The following is a 19,821-nucleotide window of genomic DNA, read 5'->3' on the forward strand; positions in this document are numbered from 1 at the left end:
AGTTCTTGAGCAGACTCTGTCTTCGCCATCCCTTCTAAGCTATTGATCTACTTCTTCTGGCGGCGGAGGAGCCGTGTCCGCCGTACGTCGCTTGCCAGGTAACTGCGAGGATAGCTGGCCGTCTTCGGCGGGCGGCCATAGAGTGGGCTCACGACGAGCCGACGCCAGATCGCTGGCGATGTGGAAGCCCCTGACTTGATCAAGCAATATGGATGGTCCGATCTGTTGATGCGGGCCTTCGCGCCGCATGCGAGCGCAGGCCACATCCCTGGGCGCGTCGTCGTCCAGCAGCGAAACGGCTATCTGGTGGCCACCGACGAGGGCGAGCTGCGCGCCAAGCCCTCCGGACGCTTGCGGCACGAGGCGCGAGAGGCCGGTCACCCGGCGGTCGGCGACTGGGTGGCGCTGTCGACGAACCTCGCCGAACGCACCGCCACCATTCACGCCATCCTGCCGCGCCGCACCGCCTTCGTGCGCCGGGCGGCCGACAGCACGCAGACGCCGCAGGTGGTCGCCGCCAACATCGACCTGGCCTTCATCGTCACCTCGATGAACGCCGACCTCAATCCGCGTCGGATCGAGCGCTATCTGGCCGCCGCCTGGCAGAGCGGCGCGCGTCCCGTGGTGGTGCTGACCAAGTCGGATCTCTTGGCCGAACCGCATCCTCGGGCCGCTGAGTTGGAGAGCCTGGCGCCCGGCTGCCCCGTCGTCATGGTGTCGGCGCGGCAAGGCCTGGGTCTCGAGACCTTGCTGGCTCATTTGGCGCCGGGCGAGACCTGCGTACTGATCGGTTCGTCCGGGGTCGGAAAGTCGACGCTGGTCAATGTCCTGCTGGGCGAACAGCGCATGGCGACCCAGGCGATCCGTGAGGGCGACGATCAGGGCCGCCACACCACCAGCCACCGCCAGTTGGTGTTGCTGCCCGGCGGCGGCTTGATCGTCGACACGCCCGGCGTCCGTGAAGTCGGGCTGATCGACGCCGACGAAGGGCTGAGCGCGGTGTTCGACGATATCGAGCGCCTGGCCGAGGCCTGCCGGTTCAACAACTGCGGCCACGCGAACGAGCCCGGCTGCGCAGTGCGCGGCGCGCTGGAGAGCGGGGCTCTGGACCCTGACCGCTGGGCGCATTTCCAGAAGCTCGGGCTGGAGCTGGCCGCGGTGGAAGACAAGGCGGATCGCGCGGCCAGGGAGGCCGAACGCCGCCGCCTGGGCGGGCTTCAGAAGAAATACCGCGCCACGAAGAAGAACGATCGGGGCGCGGACTGATCTTCAGGCCGTTCCAGGAGGCTTGTCGCCGCGAGAGGAAAGTTTTTTCAGAATATAGCCCGCTTCGTCGAACGAACGGGGCTAGGTGAGAGATCTAGCCTTAAGAGAGATGCCAATGCCCGCGTTCACCATCGTTACGACCAGTGCGACCCAAGGCAGCGACGCGGTGGAGGTGAGTTCGCTTGCGGATGAGTTCATCAACGAGAGCGAAGCGTTGGGCTACTCGCGCCGAATGGCTGAAGAGATGGTCGGTCTCGCCCATCAGCTGTCGCTGGACTTCGACTACAGCAATGTCGGCCTCTACGAAGGCGACCTGATCGACGAGGATCTCGATCCGGCCCACGCCGCCTTCATGGGCGCGTGGGTGCTGGACGAAGAGGGCGTGGCGTTCGTGCCCGCGGATGAATTCCGTGAAGGTGAGACGGAGTCCGAGCTTCCCTAACCCTAGTGTCAGCCTGGGGTTCTAAGTTTGGGCCGTAAGGCGAAGTTCGGCGACGCCGTCGGGCGCCAGGGGCAGGGCCAGTTCGAGGGCCTCGAAGCCCGGGACGAGATTGAAAATCCGCGCCGGCCCAAGGGGCTCGAAGTCCGTGGCCAGGCTGGCCACGGTGACGACGCCTCGTGGCTTGGCGATCGTCACCATCCGGGCGTTCGACCGCTGAGCCGTTTCGCTGGCTGAAGAGACGATCGGAAGGATCAGTCGCGCCAATTGGCCCGGCGCCACATTGGAGACGCGGGCCGTCAGGACCAGACTGGTCTCGTCAAGCCGATAGGTCAGGGTGTAACGCGCATCGCTCCGGGGCCCCTTGCCGTCGGGCGTCAGAAGCCGGCCTTGGGCGGACACCTTCACGCCGTCGCCGTCGCGATCCACCGTCATCACCGCCGCCAGGTCGCTGAGGCTGGTGAAGGTGTCGCCGTCGACCAGTTCGATGCGGAGCGTGAGCGGGCGATGGAGATCGTCGATCGGGGTCTGCTGGTTGCCGGTCTCCACCACCTTGTAGCGCGTCATGCTGGCCGCCAGGATCGGACCCAGCGTCTGGTGATGCAGCAGGGAGAGCGTTCCGCCTGAGGCGTGACCGCCCCCGCCCGGCGCCAGGTAGTCGAAGTCGTTGTCGGTGAAGGTCGCGCGCCACGGGCCGACGGCCGCCAGGTGCGTGCCGATTTCCGGAAAGCTCTTGAAGCCATAGGCGGCGTCGCGGGGCAGGGCGGCGCGCGTGACGGGGTTTGATCCGGCCAGGTCTACGACGGTCGCCAAGGCCTTGGCGTGGGCGAAGGCGTGGTGGATGCACGGCAGGTAGCCGCGCTGGCGGTAGTGCGGTCCGCCGTACAGCAGGCCTTCGTGGGTGCAGGCCTGCATCAGGGCCAGGTTGCGCGCCGAGACCTCGGCGAAACGCGGGTCCCTGTCGGCCAGCAGGCGATAGGCGGGATGGCATCCGTCGCTGGTCCGGCTGCCCCACCAGGTCCACTTGTAGTTCCGCGATCCCCAGCTGTTGTCCCAGGCCCCGTCGGGCAGCATGAATTCCATGTGGGCGCGCAACGACGCCGTCACCTGGTCCAGCACCACCTCGTCGCGAGCGCGCAGGCCGTACATCGCCAGGGCGGGAAGGGATTCCTCGATGTTGTAGCCGAGGTCGACCGGCCGTCGACCCTTGGGGGTGACGCTGCGTTGCGGATGGCCCTCGCCAAACAGCAGGCCGTTCGGCGTGAAGTAGTCGAGGCAGGCGTGGGCCAGGGCCTTGGCTCTGTCCTCGTAGTCGGGGCGACCCAGCACTTCGGCGCCCAGCGAGAAGGCGTAGGCCGCCGAGACCGGATAGTTGATGTTGCCGGTGTCGATGGTGATGTAGCCCTCGAGGAACCCGTAGGCGGCCGCCAGCCGGGTGCGCCAGGCCTCGCGCGTCGCGGTGTCGAGCAGGTCGCCGTGATGCAGCAGCGCCTCGGCCAGGGCGATGGCGCGAAACACCGTGATGCCCTTCCAGTCGCTGAACACCGCGTCGTTGACCCAACTGCCGTCGGCGCGACTGACGTGGCGTTCGCTCCACTCCTGCACCGCGACGGCGGCGCGGACATAACGGGCGTCGCCGGTGGTGCGGGCCACGCGCAGCAGCGGATAGACCGCGTCGGCGCTGCGGCCATGGACCAGCCCGCAACCCGGGCACAGAAAGCCGCCGCTGGCGCCGGCGCCGCGCAGGCCCTGGACCTGATTGTCCAGCAGACCATCGCACCAGGTCTTCAGCAGGGAAGAGTAGGCGGTCAGTTCCGGGCGCGGCGGGCTGGGCGCCGCCCGGCCTACGCGCGGCGCGACGGCGAGGCCCGCGGCGACCATCGAGAGGCCCAGAACCCCGCGACGCGGCAAGCCGCCTAAAGTCATGTCATCGGCCTTGGCCATGATGTTTGCTTCCGTCGGCCGTCGTCACGTTCAAGCTACCCCAAAAAGGCGGCTGGACCCGGCGAACCGGGTCCAGCACGCAGGGGGGGATCAGAAGTTCACGTCCAGGCGCGCTCCGGCGTAGCGGAAGGAGTCGCGGCCGGGGAACCAATTGGTGCCGACGGTGGTCACGCCCGGCGCGCTGAAGCCCGCGGTGCCGTTGCCCAGACCCTGGGCGTAGCGCTTGTCGAAGAGGTTGTTGGCGAAGACGCTGAACTTGTACTTGCCGTCGCGGTCGCTGATCCCGGCGCTGAGGTCGAAAACCCCGTAGGCCGACTGGACCTGCAGCGGATCCTGGCTCAGCGCGAAATTGACCCGGCTCTGCCAGCGATAGGCGAAGGCCACGAAGCCGTCGAAGGGCAGGGTGGCCAGCGGCACGTCGTACTGGCCGCCGACATTGAACTTCCACTCCGGCGTGTTGTTCAGGCGCTCGCCGGCCAGGTCCTGGACGCGGCTGTTGGTGTTGTCGAGATGGCAACCGCCCGCCGACAGCGGCTGGTTGTTGTAGCAAGGGCCATTGGGGAAATCGATCACCGTGGCGTCGGTATAGGCGCCGGCCGCGTTGAGGCGCAGGCGCGAGGTGATGCGCGCCAGGGCGTCGACCTCCACGCCGCGGGTGCGCAGATGGCCCACGCTGTTGAGGGCGGTCAGGAAGGTGCCATCCGGCAGGGTGGCGGTGATGGTGGTCTGGAAGCCGTAGAAGTCGGCGTTGAAGGCGGTGACGTTCAGATAGAGCCGACGGTCAAAGAGCGTGCTCTTCATGCCGATCTCGTAGTTCTTGGCGGTCTCGGCCGGCACCGGCATCTGGCTGGCGGTGCGCGCGTCGAACGCGCTGACCAGGTCGTAGGCCTGGCCCTTGTAGCCGGTTGAATAGGTGGCGAACGTCATGATGTCCGACGTCCACTTGTGCTGCAGGCCGATCTTGCCGGTGACCGCGTCGTCCTGGTCGGCCTTGCCGTACAGCTGGCGGCCGGTCGCCGTGATGCCGGTGAAGATGGTCTTGTCGAAGCTGTAGTCGATCTTCTGACGATTGAGCCGCGCGCCGCCAATCAGGCTGGTCTTGTCGGTCAGGTCATAGGTCGCCTGGACGTAGGCCGCGTAGTTGGTGTTGCTCGACTGGGCCAGGTAGCGCGCCGGGATCAGGCCGGGGCCGCGGTCGAAGAAGCGGTCCAGGTCGTTCTTGGCGTACCAGAGGCCGGCCACGTAGCGCAGTTTCTGGTCCGACGCAGAGGTCAGGCGCAGTTCCTGGGTCACCGAGTTGGTGTGGAAGTAGCCGTTGCCGTGCGCGCCGCCGGCGATGCCGGTCGGGGTGGCGACCGGATAGTAGAGCAGGAACGGGGAGTCGTTCCCGTCTGTGTCCTGGTAGTCCATCATCTTGTAGCGGTCGTAGGCGGTGATCGACGACAGGGTGGCCGCGCCCAGGATCGAGTCCGCGTCGAGCGTATAGTTGGCGCGGAAGGTCGCGCCGACGGTCTCGGAATCGCCGCCGTCGCGATCGTCGTTCCGGATGTAGTGGTTGGACTTGTCGTTATAGGGGATGCCCGCGAGCAGCTGCGACGACGGCAGGTTGGGCAGGCCCTGATAGAAGACGTTGGGCGTCAGCGAGGTGATGGGGCTGACGCAGCAGGTGGCGTGGGTGTTGTTATAGCGTGGCGCCAGGCTGAACTGCAGGTTTTCGGTCGGATCCCATTCCAGCTTGCCGGTCAGGGTGAAGCCTCGGCTGCCGTTGACCTTCTTGCCCGTGGTCAGGTTGGTGACGTTGCCGTCGTAGTTGCTCTGGGCGGCGGTCAGGCGAAAGCGCAGGGTGTCGCTGATCGGGCCCGAAACCGTGAAGCCCAGGCGGCGCTCGCTGTCGTCGGTGGCCAGGGCGGTCGCCTTGCCCGTGAAGGTCGAGGTCGGGGCCTGGGTGGCGATGTTCAGCACGCCGGCGATGGCGCTCTTGCCGAACAGGGTGCTCTGCGGACCGCGCAGCACCTCGACGCGCTCGATATCGATCAGGTCCTTGAAGGCGGCGGCCTGGAAGCCGACCGGCACGTCATCGATGACCACGGCCACATCCGACTCGACGGCGATGCCGCCCGAGAAGGTGCCGATGCCGCGCATGTTGATGCTGAAGTTGCCCGGCTGGGTACCGTAGCTGATCACCAGACCCGGCGCGAGCTTCACCAGGTCGCCCAGTTCGCGGACGTTGTTGCGTTCCAGTACATCCTTGGTCACGGCGGTCACCGAGACCGGCACGTCCTGCAGGCGCTCGGCGCGCTTGGAGGAGGTGACGATGATCTCCTCGAGCTGGGCGTTGCCGTCATCCGCCTGGGCCGGAGCCGAGGCGGGGACGAGCTGGGGGGACGGTTCGGCCTTCACGATGGCCACGGCGCCGGACGGGTCGTGGCGCACGACCAGGTTGGCGCCGGCCAGGATCTGCGTCAGGGCCGTGTCGGGCGACAGCGCCCCGCGGACGCCCGACGTGCGCACGCCGCGCACGTCCTCGAGGCGGTAGATCAGGTGGACGCCCGATTGCTTGGCGTAGCTGTCCAGCCCGGCCTTCAACTCGCCCTGGGGCACGTTGAAGGTCTTGGTCTGCGCCACGGCGGAGCCGGCCAGCACAAGGGCGCAGGCGCTTCCGGCCAGCATCGACATCAGAATTTTGGAACGAACCATTCGCGTTTCCCCCAGAGGCTCATTGTCGGCCTTCTGACGACTGAGACAGCCGCGCGCGCGAAACCCGTAACAGGCCTGACCAATTATTTTAAAAAGGCCTGACCAGTGCCGTTAGCTCGAGATCTTCGCGACCGCGCCGTCGTCGTCGATCTTCAACCCATAGGCCTGCTGCAGCAGGCGCAGGAAGGCGTCGACGTCGGTCGCCTCGAAGTTTCCGCCGATCCGCATGCGAGCCAGTTCCGCGTCATCGACCACGACCTGCTTGCGATTGTAGCGGTTGAACTCCCGCGCCGCCTCGCCCAGCGTGGACTGGTCGAAATAGATCACGCCCTGCCGCCAGCCCAGTTCGCTGGTCACGCGGTCGACCGACTTCTCGGCCACCAGCGTCGATGGGCCCTGGGCGATGACGATCTCGCCGCGCGTCAGATCCGGCGCCGGGGCGGGCGAGTGGGTCGGGCGGCTGTCGGCCACGCGCACTCGTCCTTCGACGACGGCCACCTCGACGCGGTCGCCCTCGCGGCGCACCGAGAACTTGGTGCCCAGCACGGTTACCGTCTTGGTCCCGGCATGGACGACGAAGGGGCGGCTCTTGTCGTGAGCGACCTCGAAATAGGCCTCGCCGCGATCGAGCCAGACCTCGCGGGTCTTGCTGTGCACCGCCGCCCTCAGCCGGGTGGCGGTGTTGAGCTCGACCTTGCTGCCGTCGGGCAGCGGCACGACCGCCCGACCGCCGACTTCGGTGGCGTAGGACTTTTCGACCGGAAGATAGGCGCGAGACACCAGGGTTCCGCCCAACACCAGCATGACGGCGCAGGCGGCCGCCAGGGCGGCCGGCCGCCATGCAAGGAGGGCGCGTGGCGAGGGAGCGACGGAGGCGGGCGCACGCAAGGCGGCCAGCCGGTCGAGCCTTTGCCAGCCTTGTTCCAGGCGCCAATAGGCGACCTTGTGAGCGGGGGCGGCGTCGAGCCAGGCGTCGAGCCGCGCCTGGTCTTCGGCGGACCAGTCTGCGTCCTCGCGGCGCAGCAGCCATCGCGCGGCGGTCGCTTCGATCTGGTTGGCGGCGCTCATGGCCGCACCGCCTTGGTCGCCCGACGCCGGGCGGCGGGGCGCTGGATCTTGCCCGAGCCGCCCAGCATGAAGTCCGCCAAGGCCCGCATGCCGTGGACCATCTGCTGTTCGACGGTGTCGACGCCGACGCCGAGACGCGCCGCGACTTCCCGGGTCGAAAGACCTTCGATCTTGCGCAGCATGACCACTTCGCGGCAGCGGGGCGGCAACCGGTCAAGGCCCGCCTGAACCAGGCGAAGCTCGTCGCGCGCGCTGAGGCTGCGTTCCGGGGTCAGGGTGTCCACGGCGAAAGACGAGGCCTCCAGGTCGGCGACATGCTCGAACGAAACGATCTGACCTCGCTTGGCGGTGTTGATCAGGTGGTTGCGCGCCGTCGTGAACAGGAACGGCTTGGCCTGCAGCGGCAGGTGTTCACGGGCTGAGGCGTAGACTCGGGCGTAGATCTCCTGCCGCAGGTCCGCGATGTCCGACAGGTTGCGCCAGTTGCGGCGGATGAACCGCGTAAGCGCCGCCTCCAGCGGGAAAATCTCCGCGAAGAACCAGGCCCTGAGGGTCTCGTCGTCGATCATGGGTCTCGCCGCCGCGGCCGATGCGGGCTTCCAGAGACTTAGACAATCCAGCCGGCAAAGTCCTCAACACCAAAGTGTCGAGAGCTATCCGCAGGCGGAGAACCTTCCGTCAGGCCGGAAGGGCGTGCAACGCGCGGTCGTAGGCGACCAGGGGCGCGCCGGGCCGGATCGTGACGTGGGTGGCGGTGACCAGAACGATGGTGTGACCGCCCGCGTCGATGGTCTGGTCGATCACGCAGGCCGTGGAGGTCAGGCCCGCGTGCAGCCGAGGGGCGCTGGGCGTGGCGAGATCCCAGCGCGGGTCGGTGAAGCGCTCATGAGCCTGGGCGGGTAGGGCGAAGCGCAGGGCCTCGGCCTCGTCGTCGGCCGCCAGGATCGTGACCCCGCAGGCGCCGGCCGCCAGCAGGGCGTCGTGACTGGACGCTTCCTTCCGGACACAGAACAGGAAGCGCGGCGGTTCGACCGACAGGCCGGTGATCGAGCTGACCAGCAGGCCACGCGGGGTGGCGCCGTCCCAGCACGAGACGATGGCCACGCCGCTGGCCAGCCGCGCCAGGGCGTCCTTGAACGCCGCCGGGTCCACCGGCGGCGTGTGAAGATCGTAAGGCGGCTCGGCGCCCGATGAGGCGTCCACGACCGGCCAGGTCGGAGCCTGCCAAGCGGCGTCGCCCAGCCAGCGCGGATCCGCGTCGAACGCCATCGCCCTAGCTCGCCGCGGCGGCCGGCTGGGCGTCGCGCTGGGCGACCAGCTCGCGGACCAGCGGGATCAGGTCGCGGCCATAGGCGACCGCGTCGTTCAGCGGATCGAAGCCGCGGATCAGGAAGGTCGTGACGCCCAGGTCGTAATAGTCGAGCAGGGCCTCGGCCACCTGTTGCGGCGTGCCCACCAGGCCGGTGGAGTTGCCGGCCGCGCCGGTGACGGCGGCGACGCCGGTCCACAGGCGCTTGTCCAGGCGCGTGCCCTGCTTGGCGGCGTCGAGCAGGCGCTGCGAGCCGGCGTTGGGCGGCGTATGTCCCGAGGTTGGCAGGCCGGCCTTTTCGCGCAGGACCTTGGCCTCGGCGGCGATCGCGTCGGCCTTGGCCCAGGCGGCTTCCTCCGTCTCGGCGATCACCGGGCGTAGCGACAGCGAGAACCGCACCTGGCGGCCGTGCTTGGCGGCGGCGTGGCGCACCCGGGCGATGGTCTCGGCGACCTGGGCCTGGGTCTCGCCCCACAGGGCGAAGATGTCGGCGTGCTTGCCGGCCACCGGGATGGCGGCGTCGGACGAACCGCCGAAATAGACCGGGATCTGCGGCTTCTGGTGCGGCTTCACCGCGCCGAACGCCTGGATGACGTTGTAGTAGTCGCCCTTGTAGTCGAACGGCTTTTCGCTGGTCCATTCCTGGCGGACGATGTCGAGATACTCGCTGGCGCGGGCGTAGCGCTCGTCCTTGGTCAGGTGGTCGCCGTCCTTGGCCATCTCGTCATCGGCGCCGCCGGTGATGATATGCACGGCGATGCGGCCGCCGGTGAACTGGTCCAGCGTCGCCAGCTGACGCGCCGCGACCGTCGGGGCGGTGAAGCCGGGGCGGTGGGCGATCATGAAGTTCAGGCGCTTGGTCACCGAGGCGGCGTGGGCCACGACCAGCTGGCTTTCCGGCGAGGTCGAACCGAAGGCCACCAAGGCGCGGTCGAAGCCGCCTTCATCGTGGGCGATGGCGATGGCCTCGACATAGTCGCGATCGATGACCGGCCCGGCGGCCGGATGGATTTCGGACTGATGTTGCGTGCCGATGATGCCGATGAATTCGACGGGCATGGGGAGGCTCCAATCTGGATTGGCGGGAATCTGAGGGGTGGGCGGGCGCTAAAAAAGCGAGGCTTTCTCAAGGGTTCGATCAGGACAGCTCATCAGGCGGCGACCTTGGCGGAGGCTTCCTTCTGGAGGGCGCGCTTGACCGACGGGCGCGCCAGGGCCCGGGCGGCCTTGGCGCTCCAGGCGGGATAGGCGGCGGTGTCGATCTGGCGTCGTTCCGCCCAGCGCCAGATGACCAGGGCGTAGGCGTCGACGGCGGTGAAGGTCTCGCCCAGCAACCAAGGGCCGGGGCCTTGAGCCAGGCGCTCGATGTCGTTGAGCGTGCGGGCGAAGCGGGCTTCGCCAGGCGTGGCCAGGGCGGCCTTGATCGTGTCGTCGTCGGCGAAACGCTCGGGCCGAGCGATCTGCGAAAAGGCCACGTGCACCGTGCTGGCGAACCAGCTCATCACCTCGTAGGCGTGGGCCAGTTTCAGCGGGTCGGCCAGGGGCAGCAGCTCGCTGTGAGGGTGGGCGTGGGCCAGGTAGGTCAGGATGGCCAGCACCTCGGTGACCGGCTCGCCATCCACCGCCAGGGTCGGCACCCGGCCGCGCGGATTGACCTTCAGATACTCGGGGCGGCGCTGCTCGCCAGCGGCGAGATCCAGGCGATGGACGTCATAGGCGACGCCCAGTTCCTCCAGGGCGATCAGCGGCGCGAAGGCGGAGGAGCCGGGCGCGAAATAGAGCTTGAGGGCGGTTTGAGAAGGCATGGGGCGGGCCTCAGATCACGAAGAAGCCGTGCGAGCCGTCGCGGGCCAGCTGGTCGACCAGGCCGAACTCCCAGTCCAGATAGGCCTGCATCGCTTCGGCGGCGTTGTCGGTGCCCTCGTACGGGCGCTTGTAGACGTCCTCCGGGTCGGAGGCGGCGCGGACCAGGCCGGTGTCCAGCCGGCGGCCGGTCTCGGCCCAGGCCTGGGTGCCGCCCGCGAGCACGCGGACGGGATGATCGGAGATCTCCTCGACCTCGGCCGCCGCCAAGGCGGCCAGGCGGCCGTCGGGCGAGGTCAGGACGATCGGCAGGCCTTCGGGAATGCGCTCAAAGGCCTCGGCCAGCCGGGCGCGGATGGCGAACCAGGCGCCGGGCACGTGACCCTTGCGATGAGCGGGGCTGGGGGCCAGGTCGAGCACCACCACCGAGCCCTCGCCAAGCGCCACGGCCAGGTCTTCGGGGCTGATCGTTTCGACGGTCGGGATCGCCAGCGAGGCTGGTTGCCACCCGCCGGTCTCCAGCTCGCCGTCGAAGCCGCCGTCCAGCACGTAGACGTCCCAACCCAGCTGGGCCAGCCAGGAGGCGCTCATGTCGGCGCGGGGACCGAGGTCGTCGGCCAGCACGATGCGAGCGCCGCGCACCGGCGCGAAGACGTCGGTCTCCTGCACCAATTGGCCGCCAGGGGCCGAGCGGAAGCCGGGCAGGTGGCCGGCGGCGTATTCCTCGGGCGTGCGCACGTCGAAGCGGTAGAGGGTGCGCTTGCGGTCCTGGGCGAGGTCGACCAGGCCCTCGGTGTCGATCCGCCGGACGCCGGCGCGATAGGCCACGTCGCGCGCCTTGGTCCGCGCCTCGTCCAGGGTTTGGTTCGAGACGGCGGGGAAGCGGCGGCTCTGGCCGTGCTCGAGAGTCTGCTGGGCCAGGGTCCAGCCGATGGTGCCGTTGCGCAGGGCGAAGACCGGGTTGGGCACGCCGGCGTTCAGCAGGGACTGGGCGCCGATCAGGCTGCGGGTGCGGCCCGCGCAGTTGACGATGATCGTGGTGGCGGGGTCGGGCGCCAGTTCACGGGCCCGCAGCACCAGTTCGGCGCCCGGGGTGCTGATCCCGCCGGGGATGCTCATGGTGGCGTATTCCTCGAACCGGCGACTATCGAGGATCACCTGGTCGGCCTTGGCGTCGATGCGGGCCTGGACCTCCTGGGCCGGCAGGGACGGGGTGTGCCGCCGCGCCTCGACCAGTTCGCCGAACGCCTTGCTGTAGGAATTGACGTCCTGGAACAGTTCGTAGCCGGCGTCCTTCCAGCCCTGGAGTCCGCCAGCCAGCGCGCGGATCTGCGTGTAGCCCAAGGCCGCCAGCCGCTTGCCGGCGGGAGACACCAGACCCTCGCCATTGTCGTAGAGCACGATCTTGGCGTCCTTGCGGGGCACGCGATCCTGGATCTCCAGCTCCAGCCGCGAGAGCGGCAGCTGCGAGGCGAACAGCGGGTGGGCCCGGGCGAAGGGATCCTCCTCGCGCAGGTCCAGCAGGGCGATCTCGCGGCGGGCGATCCAGTCCTGGCGGACCTCGCGCGGGGTGACGGTAAGCAGGGTCATCGAGCGGCCTCGGCCAAGACGGGTTTGGAGCGATCCCAGAGGTTGGGCAGGGTGGTGTTGGCGTAGCCGGAGACGAACCGCTTGGGCCGGCCGGCGGCGTCGTAGGTCGAGCGTTCCACGGCGCCGATATTGGCCCCGTAGACGTGGATGCTGATCGAGACACGGTCGTCGAAGGCGTTGGTCACCTGGTGGACGTCGCCGACCGTGGGAGACACCGCCTCGACCTCGCCGCGTTCCAGGCGGTGGACGGGGCCGATCGCCGCGAAGGCTCCGGCGCGACGCTCGAACCGTTGCGACAGCTCGGCGCCGCGCAGCACGCCGACCAGGCCCCAGACCGTGTGATCATGCACTGGGGTCGCCTGGCCCGGACCCCAGACGAAGCTGACCACGCTGAACCGCTCGCGGCTGTCGCAATGCAGCAGGTACTGCTGGTAGCGGGTCGGGTCGGGCTTGGCGTAGGCGTCCGGCAGCCAGTCGTCGCGGGCGATCAGCCCCGCCAGCAACCGCCCGCCCTCGGCGAGGATCAGGTCCTCGTCCGAAGTGGTGTCGACCAGCGTCCCGAGGGCGCCGACGAAGTCCGCCAATTTTGCGAGAGGGGGGCGGGGCTGGCTCATCGGATCACAGCGCGTATTTCAGCGTGACCAGCCAGGTCCGCGGGTCCGGGAAGTTCTGGTAATAGACCGCGGTCGAGGGCGTGTAGGTGACGGTGATCGGCTTGTCGGAGTCGAGCAGGTTGCGCCCCGACAGCTGCACGCTCCAGCGCGGGTCCGGGGTCTGCCAGGTGACCGTGCCGTTCAGGAAGGTCTGGGCCGGCGCCTCGTCCTGCGGACGCTGCAGGGCGTTGTAGTAGGTTTTGGTCTGATACTGAGCGTTCAGCCCGATCCGGACCTCGCCCGGAACCTTGATCGGCACGTCATAGGTGATCGCGCCCGACAGGCTCCAGCGCGGCGAGTTCAGCAGGCGGTGCCCGTCGGCGTCGACGCCCAGGCCGCCAGCGTTCTTGTACTTGTCGTAGACCGCGAACAGGTAGCCGGCGGTGGCCTGCAGGCTCAGGCGTTCGGTGGCGCGGACATCGGTCTCCAACTCCACGCCATAGGTGTGGGCCTTGCCGGCGTTGCCCCGCACCGAATTGCCGGGATAGGCCGGGTCGGTATAGGCGACCTGCAAATCCTTGTAGTCGTTGTAGAACGCCGCCAGGTTCACCCGCGCGCGGTGGTCGAACAGCTCGGTCTTCAGGCCGGTCTCGTAGGTGTCGACGTTCTCGGGCGCGAACGGCCGGGTCGCCAGGTCCAGCCGCGTGGCGCGGTTGTCGAACCCGCCCGACTTGAAGCCCTTGGACCAGGTCACGTACTGTAGGACGTCGCCCGTCCACTGGAACTGGGCCGACAGCTTGGGCGTGACGGCCGAGAAAATCTTGTCGGCCTGGCCGGCGATCGATTGGCCAGTCACCTGGCCTTGCAGGTTCAGGGCCTTGTTGTCGAAGGTAAATTCCTTTTCCTCGTTGGTCCAGCGCAGGCCGCCGGTGACGCTGAGGCGGTCGTTCAGCGCATAGGTCGCCTCGCCGAACACCGCGTAGGCTTCGGTGTTGGTGATGTTGTGGGCGCGGGCGAAGCCATAGTTGCCGGGCGTCGCCACGGGATCGGTCGGCAGGGCGTTCCTGCGGCTGTAACCGTCGCGCTGAACGAAGAACCGCTCGTGCAGATAGAACAGGCCGCTGGTGAAGGTCAGCTTGCCGTAGTCGCCGTTCAGCTGGACTTCCTGGGTGACGTACTGATCGTTGTAGTGGATCAGGTTCTTCTGAATCAGCGCCGCCTCGCCGTCGTTGTCGTAGTTGACGGGGTTGAGGTTGAAGCCGCCGTACGAGGTGACCGACTTCAGTTTCAGGTTGTCGTTCAGTGTGTACTGCACCCGCAGGGCGCCGCTGATCTGGTCCAGGTCCTGTTTGGGCTCGACCTCGGAATAGGAACGATCGGTGCGGTGTTCGCCGTTCGGCTGCTTGACCGGCACGTAGCTGCGGCTGTCGCTGCGGTCCTTCAGGGCGTTGAGCGTCAGCAGCACGTCCAGCCGGTCGGTCGGCGTCCAGCGCAGCTTGCCGCGATAGGCGTCTAGGTCGATGCGGTTGACATCGTGGTTCAGCGTCGGGTCGAAGGTGACGCCGTCGCGGCTGTGATGGATGTAGGACAGGCTGCCGGCCAGCTTGCCCTCGACCAGCGGGCCTTCGATCAGGCCGCGCACGTCGACCGCGCCGTAGTTTCCGAGGCCGACCTCGGCCTTGGCGCGAAAGGCGTCGCCCGGATCGCGGGTGATGATCCGCAGGGCGCCGGCGCTGGAATTGCGGCCGTACAGCGTGCCTTGCGGACCGCGCAGCACCTCGACCCGCTCCAGGTCGTTGAATTCGACCATCGAGCCGATCTGGCGGGGGATGTAGACGTCGTCGACATAGACCGCCAGCACCGGTTCCTGGATCGGATCGCTCTCGCCCACGCCGCGCAGGGCGTAGGTCTGGGTGGTGTGGCTGATGGTGACGCGGCTGATGCTGAAGTTGGGGATCTGGCCCGACAGATCACGGATGCTGTCGACCTTGCGATCCTTCAGCAACTGTTGGCTGAAGGCCGAGATGGCGATGGCGGTTTTCTGCAGGTCGGTGGCCCGGCGCTCGGCGGTGACCACCACCTGCTCGACGGCCGGGGCGGCGTTGGCGTCGGCCTCGGCGGCGACCGCAGGAGCGGGTGTCGCGGCGTGGGCGGCGCTCGCCAACGCCAGCGCTGATGTTCCGGAAATCCAGTAGAGAGAAATAGAGCGCAACGACATAACTATCCCCATTCTTGTTATTGGGGATAAAGGTCGAATGATCGACCTGTCTCAATCCATATAAAATCTATAGACTTACAGATCGCCTCATATCGAGATCGTGAATATGATCTATGAATATTGCTAAGCATTGGGAAGGGCGCTGTTCAGGCGATCGTCCCACAGGGGGCGGACATCGACCTTGGCGGGGATCAGGCCCGCGGTCGCGAAGGCGTCGGCGACGCCTTGCTGCGAGGCGATGGCGGCGTCGCTGATCTTCACCAGGCGCGTGAGCGCGCTGCGTTCCTTGAACTCGCGCAGATAGAGCGCCGCCGGCACGCCGGTGGCGGCGCTCCGGGCCTGCGCCCAGCGCGCGTCGTCGGCGTTCGACCATTCGACCACCTTGGCGTAGCGACCCAGATAGTCGCCCAGCGCTTGGCGTTTGAGCGGATCGTCGAGCGCCGACTTGGCGGCGGCGACCAGATAGTTGCCCGACAGGATGCCCAGGGCCGTGCGCAATACCCGCGCTCCGGCCTGACGGGCCTGCTGAACGATGACGCCGTAGATCACCCAGGCGTCGATCGCTCCGCTGGAGAAGGCGGCCAGTCCGTCCTGCGGCGACAGGGCCACGGGTTGGATATCGGTCCATTTCAGGCCGGCTTCGTCGAGCAGGCGCAGCAGGATGTAGTGCGAGGTCGTGGCCTTCACGTAGCCGATGCGCTTGCCCTTCAGGTCGGCGAAGACCTGTGCCTTGCTGTCCTTGGGGACCAGCACGACCTGGTTGTTCACGTCGCCCTGCAGCACCGCGACGATGCGCACCTGGTTGCCCGGCGCGCCGGCCACGAAGATCGGCGGGATCTCGCTCATGCCGCCGATATCCAGGGCCCCGGCGTTGATGGCCTCGGCGATCAGGTTGCCGCCGGCGAACTCCGACTTGGCCACCTTGTAGGGTGTGTCGGCGACGCCGGCCTGCTGGAAGAAGGCGTCCAGATTGCCGCGATAGGTCGCCGCGCGCAGGGTCAGGTCTTCAAGCGAGCCGGACTTGACGGTCTTGGGCGAGCAGGCGGCGAGCGCCGAAAGGCCGGCGACGGACAAGCCGCCGGCGAGAAGGTGGCGACGGGAAAGGATCATCAGTCGAACAGGTCCGGTTCTTCTTCGGTGATCACGTCCCAATAGGGTTGGAAGGCCCAGAAGCCGCCGGCTTCGCCGCCCACTTGGCCGGCGGTGTGCTTGGCCACCTCGGGCGGCATCGGCTTGGTCGGACCGGCGGCCTCCGCCAAAAGTTGAGTCTGGCAGGCGTTTTCCAGGGCCAGGTACCGCCAGACGGCGGCTTCCACGGACTGCCCGACGGTCAGGATCCCGTGGTTCTGCAGGATCACCGCCTTCTTCGAGCCCAGGGCCTTGGCGATCTTCTGGCCTTCGCTGGTGTCGAGCACCACGCCCGAGAACTCCTCGAACAGGGCGTGGTCTTCGTAGAAGGCCGCCGAGTCCTGGGTCAGCGGATCCAGCAGCCGGCCCAGGGCCGACCAAGCCTTGCCGTACAGCGAGTGCGAGTGGGCGGCGGCGACCACGTCGGGCCGGGCTTCGTGCAGCTGGGAATGGATGGCGAAGGCGGCGCGGTTCAGGCGGGCGGGGACCTTGGCCGGCGGCTGGACGATTTCGCCGGCATGGCTGACCAGCATCAGGTCCGAGACCTTGATCCGGGAGAAGTGGACGCCGAACGGATTGACCCAGAAGTGGTCGGTCAGTTCCGGGTCGCGGGCGGTGATGTGACCGGCGCCGCCCATGTCGAAGCCATTGCGACCAAACAGCCGGTACGAAGCGGCCAGGCGTTGCTTGCGATAGAGCCGCTCCTGCTCGTGGGTGGGCTGGGCCGGCAGCTCGCGCGAGCCGAACTCGGGCAGCACGGTCTCGATCTTGGCCGGGTGAGGGCCGTGGGCTTGGAAAGCCCGGGAAGGGCTGATGGCGGTCATCGGAAAATGTCCTTCAGTAGCCGCGCGACAGGTCGACGACGTCGGCCAGGGGCGCGCCGGACCGGAAGCGGGCGAGGTTCTCGGCGAAACGGGTCGCCAGATTGATGCGGGTGTCGGGGGTGTGAACCGAGGTGTGCGGCGACAGGCGGACCTTGGGATGGCTGTAGAACGGATGGCCTTCGCCCAGCGGTTCGGGATGGGTGACATCCAGGCTGGCGCGGGCTACGCGGCCGTCTTCCAGAGCTTCGAGCAAGGCGTCGTCGTCGATCAACGCGCCGCGGGCGATGTTGATCAGGTGCAGGCCGGGCTTGGCGGTGGCCAGCACCTCGCGGTCGATCAGCCGCTGGGTCTCCGCGGTGGCCGGAGCTGCCAGCACCACGTGGTCGCTTCGGGCGAACAGGGTCTGCAGGTCGGCCACGCGCTCGACGCCCGGGGTCGGGATCGGCTTGTCCGAGCGGCGGGTGGCGATGACGTTCAGGCCCAGGGCCTGGGCGCGTGGGGCCAGGGCCTCGCCGATCGCCCCGAAGCCGACCAGGCCCAACGTCGTGCCGGCGACCAGCTTCAACGGTTGCGGCGCCCAGCGTTCGGCCTTGTCGATCCAGATGTCGGGCAGGCGCTTGGCGTCGGCCAGGATGGCGGCCAGGGCGAACTCGGCCAGCGCAACGGCCGAAGAGCCGCGGGCCGAGGTCACGACGGGGCCGTCGAACAGCCAGTCCGGATAGAAGTCGATGCCGACCGACACCAGTTGCACCCACTTCACGTCATAGGGCCAGCCGGGCGGCGGCTCGGCGGGCAGCACGCCGCCGGCCTTGCGAAACGGGGCGGCGACCAGGACCTTGGCGTCGTTGGGCAGGGGCGCGTGCAGGCCCGGCGGTACGGCGATGATCTCGGCGTCGCCGACATGCTGGGCGAAGACGTTGTTGAACAGCTCGGGCAGTTGGCTGGCGACGACCAGGCGGCTCATTTCGCGGTCTCGTAAGCCGCGAAGGCGGCCTTGCCGGCGCTGGTCAGGACCACGTCCGATTGGGGCGTGTGAACCCGACCGCACAGCACGTCGCGGTGATGGCGCTCCAGGTCGTTGTGGCGGGTCAGGCCGGGATTGCCCGTCAACTTCAGGGCCTTTTCGACCACGGTGATGGCGTTCTCGGTGACTAGGTGCTTGACCAGGCTGGCCTCGACCCCGCCGACCTCGCCACGCGCGGCCGTGTCGAGCAGCACGCGGTTGCTCAGCAGCAGCCCGTCGATGTCGCCGACCGCTTCCTGGAAGCGGGGCAAGGTGGAAAGCGCCGCGCCCAGATTGGCTGGCTTGCGGTTGGCCAGAAAATCGACCAGCCAGTCGCGGGCGGCGCGGGCCTGGGCGTCGTAGATCGCCGCCGTCAGCACCGCCGACCAGGCCGCGAAGCTGGCCGGATAGGGCGGCGGCGCGCCGACCGGCTGCGGGTCCAGGGCGTGGTCCAACGGAACCAGGACGTCCTCGAACACCACGTCGTGGCTGGCGCTGGCGCGCAGACCCAGGTGGTCCCAGGTCTCCTCGATGACCACGCCGGGCGTATCGGCGCGGACCAGCCAGCCGCCGACCAGGGGCCCATTCTGATCCTGCTCGTCGTCGATGCGGGCCCAGACCACGAACCAGGTCAGGGCGGTAGAGCCGGTGGAGTAGATCTTGCGGCCGCTGATCCGCCAGCCCTCGGGCGTGCGGCGAGCCACCGTGGCGGGCAGGCCCCCGCGCGCGGGGGTGCCGAGATCGGGTTCAACCCGCAGGGCGTTGATCAAGGCGCCGTCGGTGATGGCCTCGCCGATCACCCGCTGCTTCAGGTGCTCGGGCCAACCGGAGCGGCCCTCGACCGAAGCGTGGAACAGGTACTGCATGACCAGCACCAGCGCCGTGGCCGGCTCGCCCCGGGCGACGGCCGAGATCACCTTCAACGCGGTCGGCAGGTCGGACTCGAGGCCGCCCAGACGCTTGGGCGCGGTCAAGGCCAACAGGCCGGCGTCGCGCAGGGCTTCGAAATTGGCGGTCGGGAAGCTGGCTTCGCGGTCATGCCGCCCCGCCGTGGCGGCGAAGGCGGCGGTCAGGCCGGGCAGGATCGCGTCGAGATCCGGCAGGGCGGGTTGCTCGGCCAGTCGCAGGGCGGCCGTGCTCACAGCACGACCTCGCCTGTCGGGAAGGCGACCAGGGCCGGCGCGGCGGCGGGCTGCGGCGCGGGGGCTTCGACGCCCAGGCGGCTCAGCAGTCGGCGACGAACGGCGTGGAAGCGGGCGTCCGGAACGCGTGGGCGCTCCAGGGTGATCCGCTCCTCGACGGCGATCTTGCCCTTGTCCAGCACCAGCACGCGATCGGCCAGGGCGATCGCCTCGTCGACGTCGTGGGTGACCAGCAGCACGGAGGGCTTGTGCTCGCGCCACAGCGACAGCACCAGATCGTGCATCTTCAGGCGGGTCAGGGCGTCCAGGGCCGCGAACGGTTCGTCCAGCAGCAGCAGGGCCGGTTCGCGGACCAGGGCGCGGGCCAGGGCCGTACGCTGGGCCTCGCCGCCGGACAAGGTGGCGGGCCAGGCGTCCAGACGGTGACCGAGGCCGACTTCCTTCAGCGCCGCCTCGGCGCGGGTCCGGACGTCGGCGCCCTTCAGGCCCAGGGCGACATTGCGCCAGACCTTTTTCCACGGCAGCAGGCGGGCGTCCTGAAACACCACGGCCCGGGCGTCCGGCGTGGTGACGTTTTGACCGCCCACGGGATCCAGGCCCGCAAGAGTGCGCAGCAGGGTGGTCTTGCCCGAGCCGCTGGCGCCCAGCAGGGCGACGAACTCGCCCGGCGCGATGGTCAGGTCCAGGCCGTCGATGACGACATTGTCGCCGAACCGGCGGGTGAAGCCCTTGAGCTGGACGGTCGGGGTTTCGGATACGAGGTTGGCCGGAACGGCGCGGATGCTGGGCTGGGCCAT

17 protein-coding genes are annotated in these 19,821 nt (G+C 68.4%); 2 read left to right on the forward strand and 15 right to left on the reverse strand.

All coding sequences use genetic code 11. From position 1 onward, the window contains the following. Positions 1-195 precede the first annotated feature (195 nt). Both rsgA and G3M62_RS07955 read left to right on the forward strand, forming a co-directional pair. Positions 196-1,266 (forward strand): ribosome small subunit-dependent GTPase A, encoded by a 1,071-nt coding sequence (rsgA, locus tag G3M62_RS07950; RefSeq protein ID WP_205691959.1) that lies wholly within the window; start codon positions 196-198, stop codon positions 1,264-1,266. A gap of 115 nt (positions 1,267-1,381) precedes the next feature. After that, positions 1,382-1,708 (forward strand): hypothetical protein, encoded by a 327-nt coding sequence (locus tag G3M62_RS07955; protein ID WP_165186070.1) that lies wholly within the window; start codon positions 1,382-1,384, stop codon positions 1,706-1,708. Between the two features lie 21 nt (positions 1,709-1,729). On the opposite strand, the gene G3M62_RS07960 is transcribed toward G3M62_RS07955, so the two are convergent. The 15 genes from G3M62_RS07960 to G3M62_RS08030 form a co-directional block, all read right to left on the reverse strand. Next, a complete protein-coding gene (locus G3M62_RS07960; RefSeq protein WP_165186071.1) occupies positions 1,730-3,649 on the reverse strand; it encodes an ulvan lysase-like protein in 1,920 nt (639 codons plus the stop codon). Between the two features lie 90 nt (positions 3,650-3,739). Beyond that, positions 3,740-6,346, reverse strand: a complete 2,607-nt coding sequence (locus G3M62_RS07965; RefSeq protein ID WP_246263514.1) for a TonB-dependent receptor — start codon at positions 6,344-6,346, stop codon at positions 3,740-3,742. A 111-nt stretch (positions 6,347-6,457) separates the two neighbouring features. Beyond that, positions 6,458-7,414 (reverse strand): FecR family protein, encoded by a 957-nt coding sequence (locus G3M62_RS07970; protein ID WP_165186073.1) that lies wholly within the window; start codon positions 7,412-7,414, stop codon positions 6,458-6,460. Next, the gene (locus G3M62_RS07975) at positions 7,411-7,983 is read right to left on the reverse strand and encodes an RNA polymerase sigma factor (RefSeq protein ID WP_165186075.1); all 573 of its coding nucleotides are present in this window, start codon (positions 7,981-7,983) and stop codon (positions 7,411-7,413) included. The genes G3M62_RS07970 and G3M62_RS07975 overlap by 4 nt, the downstream gene beginning before the upstream one ends. Before the next feature lie 109 nt (positions 7,984-8,092). Continuing rightward, a complete protein-coding gene (locus tag G3M62_RS07980; protein WP_165186076.1) occupies positions 8,093-8,683 on the reverse strand; it encodes a flavin reductase family protein in 591 nt (196 codons plus the stop codon). 4 nt (positions 8,684-8,687) lie between these two features. Continuing rightward, the gene (locus G3M62_RS07985) at positions 8,688-9,782 is read right to left on the reverse strand and encodes an LLM class flavin-dependent oxidoreductase (RefSeq protein ID WP_165186078.1); all 1,095 of its coding nucleotides are present in this window, start codon (positions 9,780-9,782) and stop codon (positions 8,688-8,690) included. Positions 9,783-9,874: 92 nt separating this feature from the next. Continuing rightward, positions 9,875-10,528, reverse strand: a complete 654-nt coding sequence (locus G3M62_RS07990; RefSeq protein ID WP_165186080.1) for a glutathione S-transferase family protein — start codon at positions 10,526-10,528, stop codon at positions 9,875-9,877. 10 nt (positions 10,529-10,538) lie between these two features. Then, complete coding sequence (locus G3M62_RS07995) at positions 10,539-12,116, reverse strand: rhodanese-like domain-containing protein (RefSeq protein WP_165186081.1); 1,578 nt, start codon at positions 12,114-12,116, stop codon at positions 10,539-10,541. Continuing rightward, positions 12,113-12,730: a cysteine dioxygenase family protein gene (locus tag G3M62_RS08000; RefSeq protein WP_165186083.1), complete on the reverse strand. Its 618-nt coding sequence runs from the start codon at positions 12,728-12,730 to the stop codon at positions 12,113-12,115. Before G3M62_RS08000 ends, G3M62_RS07995 begins: the two co-directional genes overlap by 4 nt. Positions 12,731-12,734: 4 nt before the next feature. Continuing rightward, a complete protein-coding gene (locus G3M62_RS08005) occupies positions 12,735-14,927 on the reverse strand; it encodes a TonB-dependent receptor (RefSeq protein WP_165186084.1) in 2,193 nt (730 codons plus the stop codon). Positions 14,928-15,050: 123 nt separating this feature from the next. Continuing rightward, positions 15,051-16,037, reverse strand: coding sequence for an ABC transporter substrate-binding protein (locus tag G3M62_RS08010; protein WP_165186086.1), 987 nt, complete (start codon positions 16,035-16,037; stop codon positions 15,051-15,053). Next, a complete protein-coding gene (locus G3M62_RS08015) occupies positions 16,037-16,879 on the reverse strand; it encodes a class II aldolase/adducin family protein (protein WP_165186087.1) in 843 nt (280 codons plus the stop codon). Before G3M62_RS08015 ends, G3M62_RS08010 begins: the two co-directional genes overlap by 1 nt. A gap of 13 nt (positions 16,880-16,892) precedes the next feature. Beyond that, on the reverse strand, positions 16,893-17,843 hold the full coding sequence (locus G3M62_RS08020) for a D-isomer specific 2-hydroxyacid dehydrogenase family protein (RefSeq protein ID WP_165186089.1): 951 nt from the start codon (positions 17,841-17,843) through the stop codon (positions 16,893-16,895). Next, positions 17,840-19,024 (reverse strand): acyl-CoA dehydrogenase family protein, encoded by a 1,185-nt coding sequence (locus G3M62_RS08025; protein ID WP_165186090.1) that lies wholly within the window; start codon positions 19,022-19,024, stop codon positions 17,840-17,842. The genes G3M62_RS08020 and G3M62_RS08025 overlap by 4 nt, the downstream gene beginning before the upstream one ends. Further along, positions 19,021-19,821 carry an ABC transporter ATP-binding protein gene (locus G3M62_RS08030; RefSeq protein ID WP_165186092.1) on the reverse strand — a complete coding sequence of 267 codons (801 nt, stop codon included), beginning with the start codon at positions 19,819-19,821 and terminating at the stop codon, positions 19,021-19,023. The genes G3M62_RS08025 and G3M62_RS08030 overlap by 4 nt, the downstream gene beginning before the upstream one ends.

Source organism: Caulobacter soli (assembly GCF_011045195.1).
Lineage (GTDB): Bacteria > Pseudomonadota > Alphaproteobacteria > Caulobacterales > Caulobacteraceae > Caulobacter > Caulobacter soli.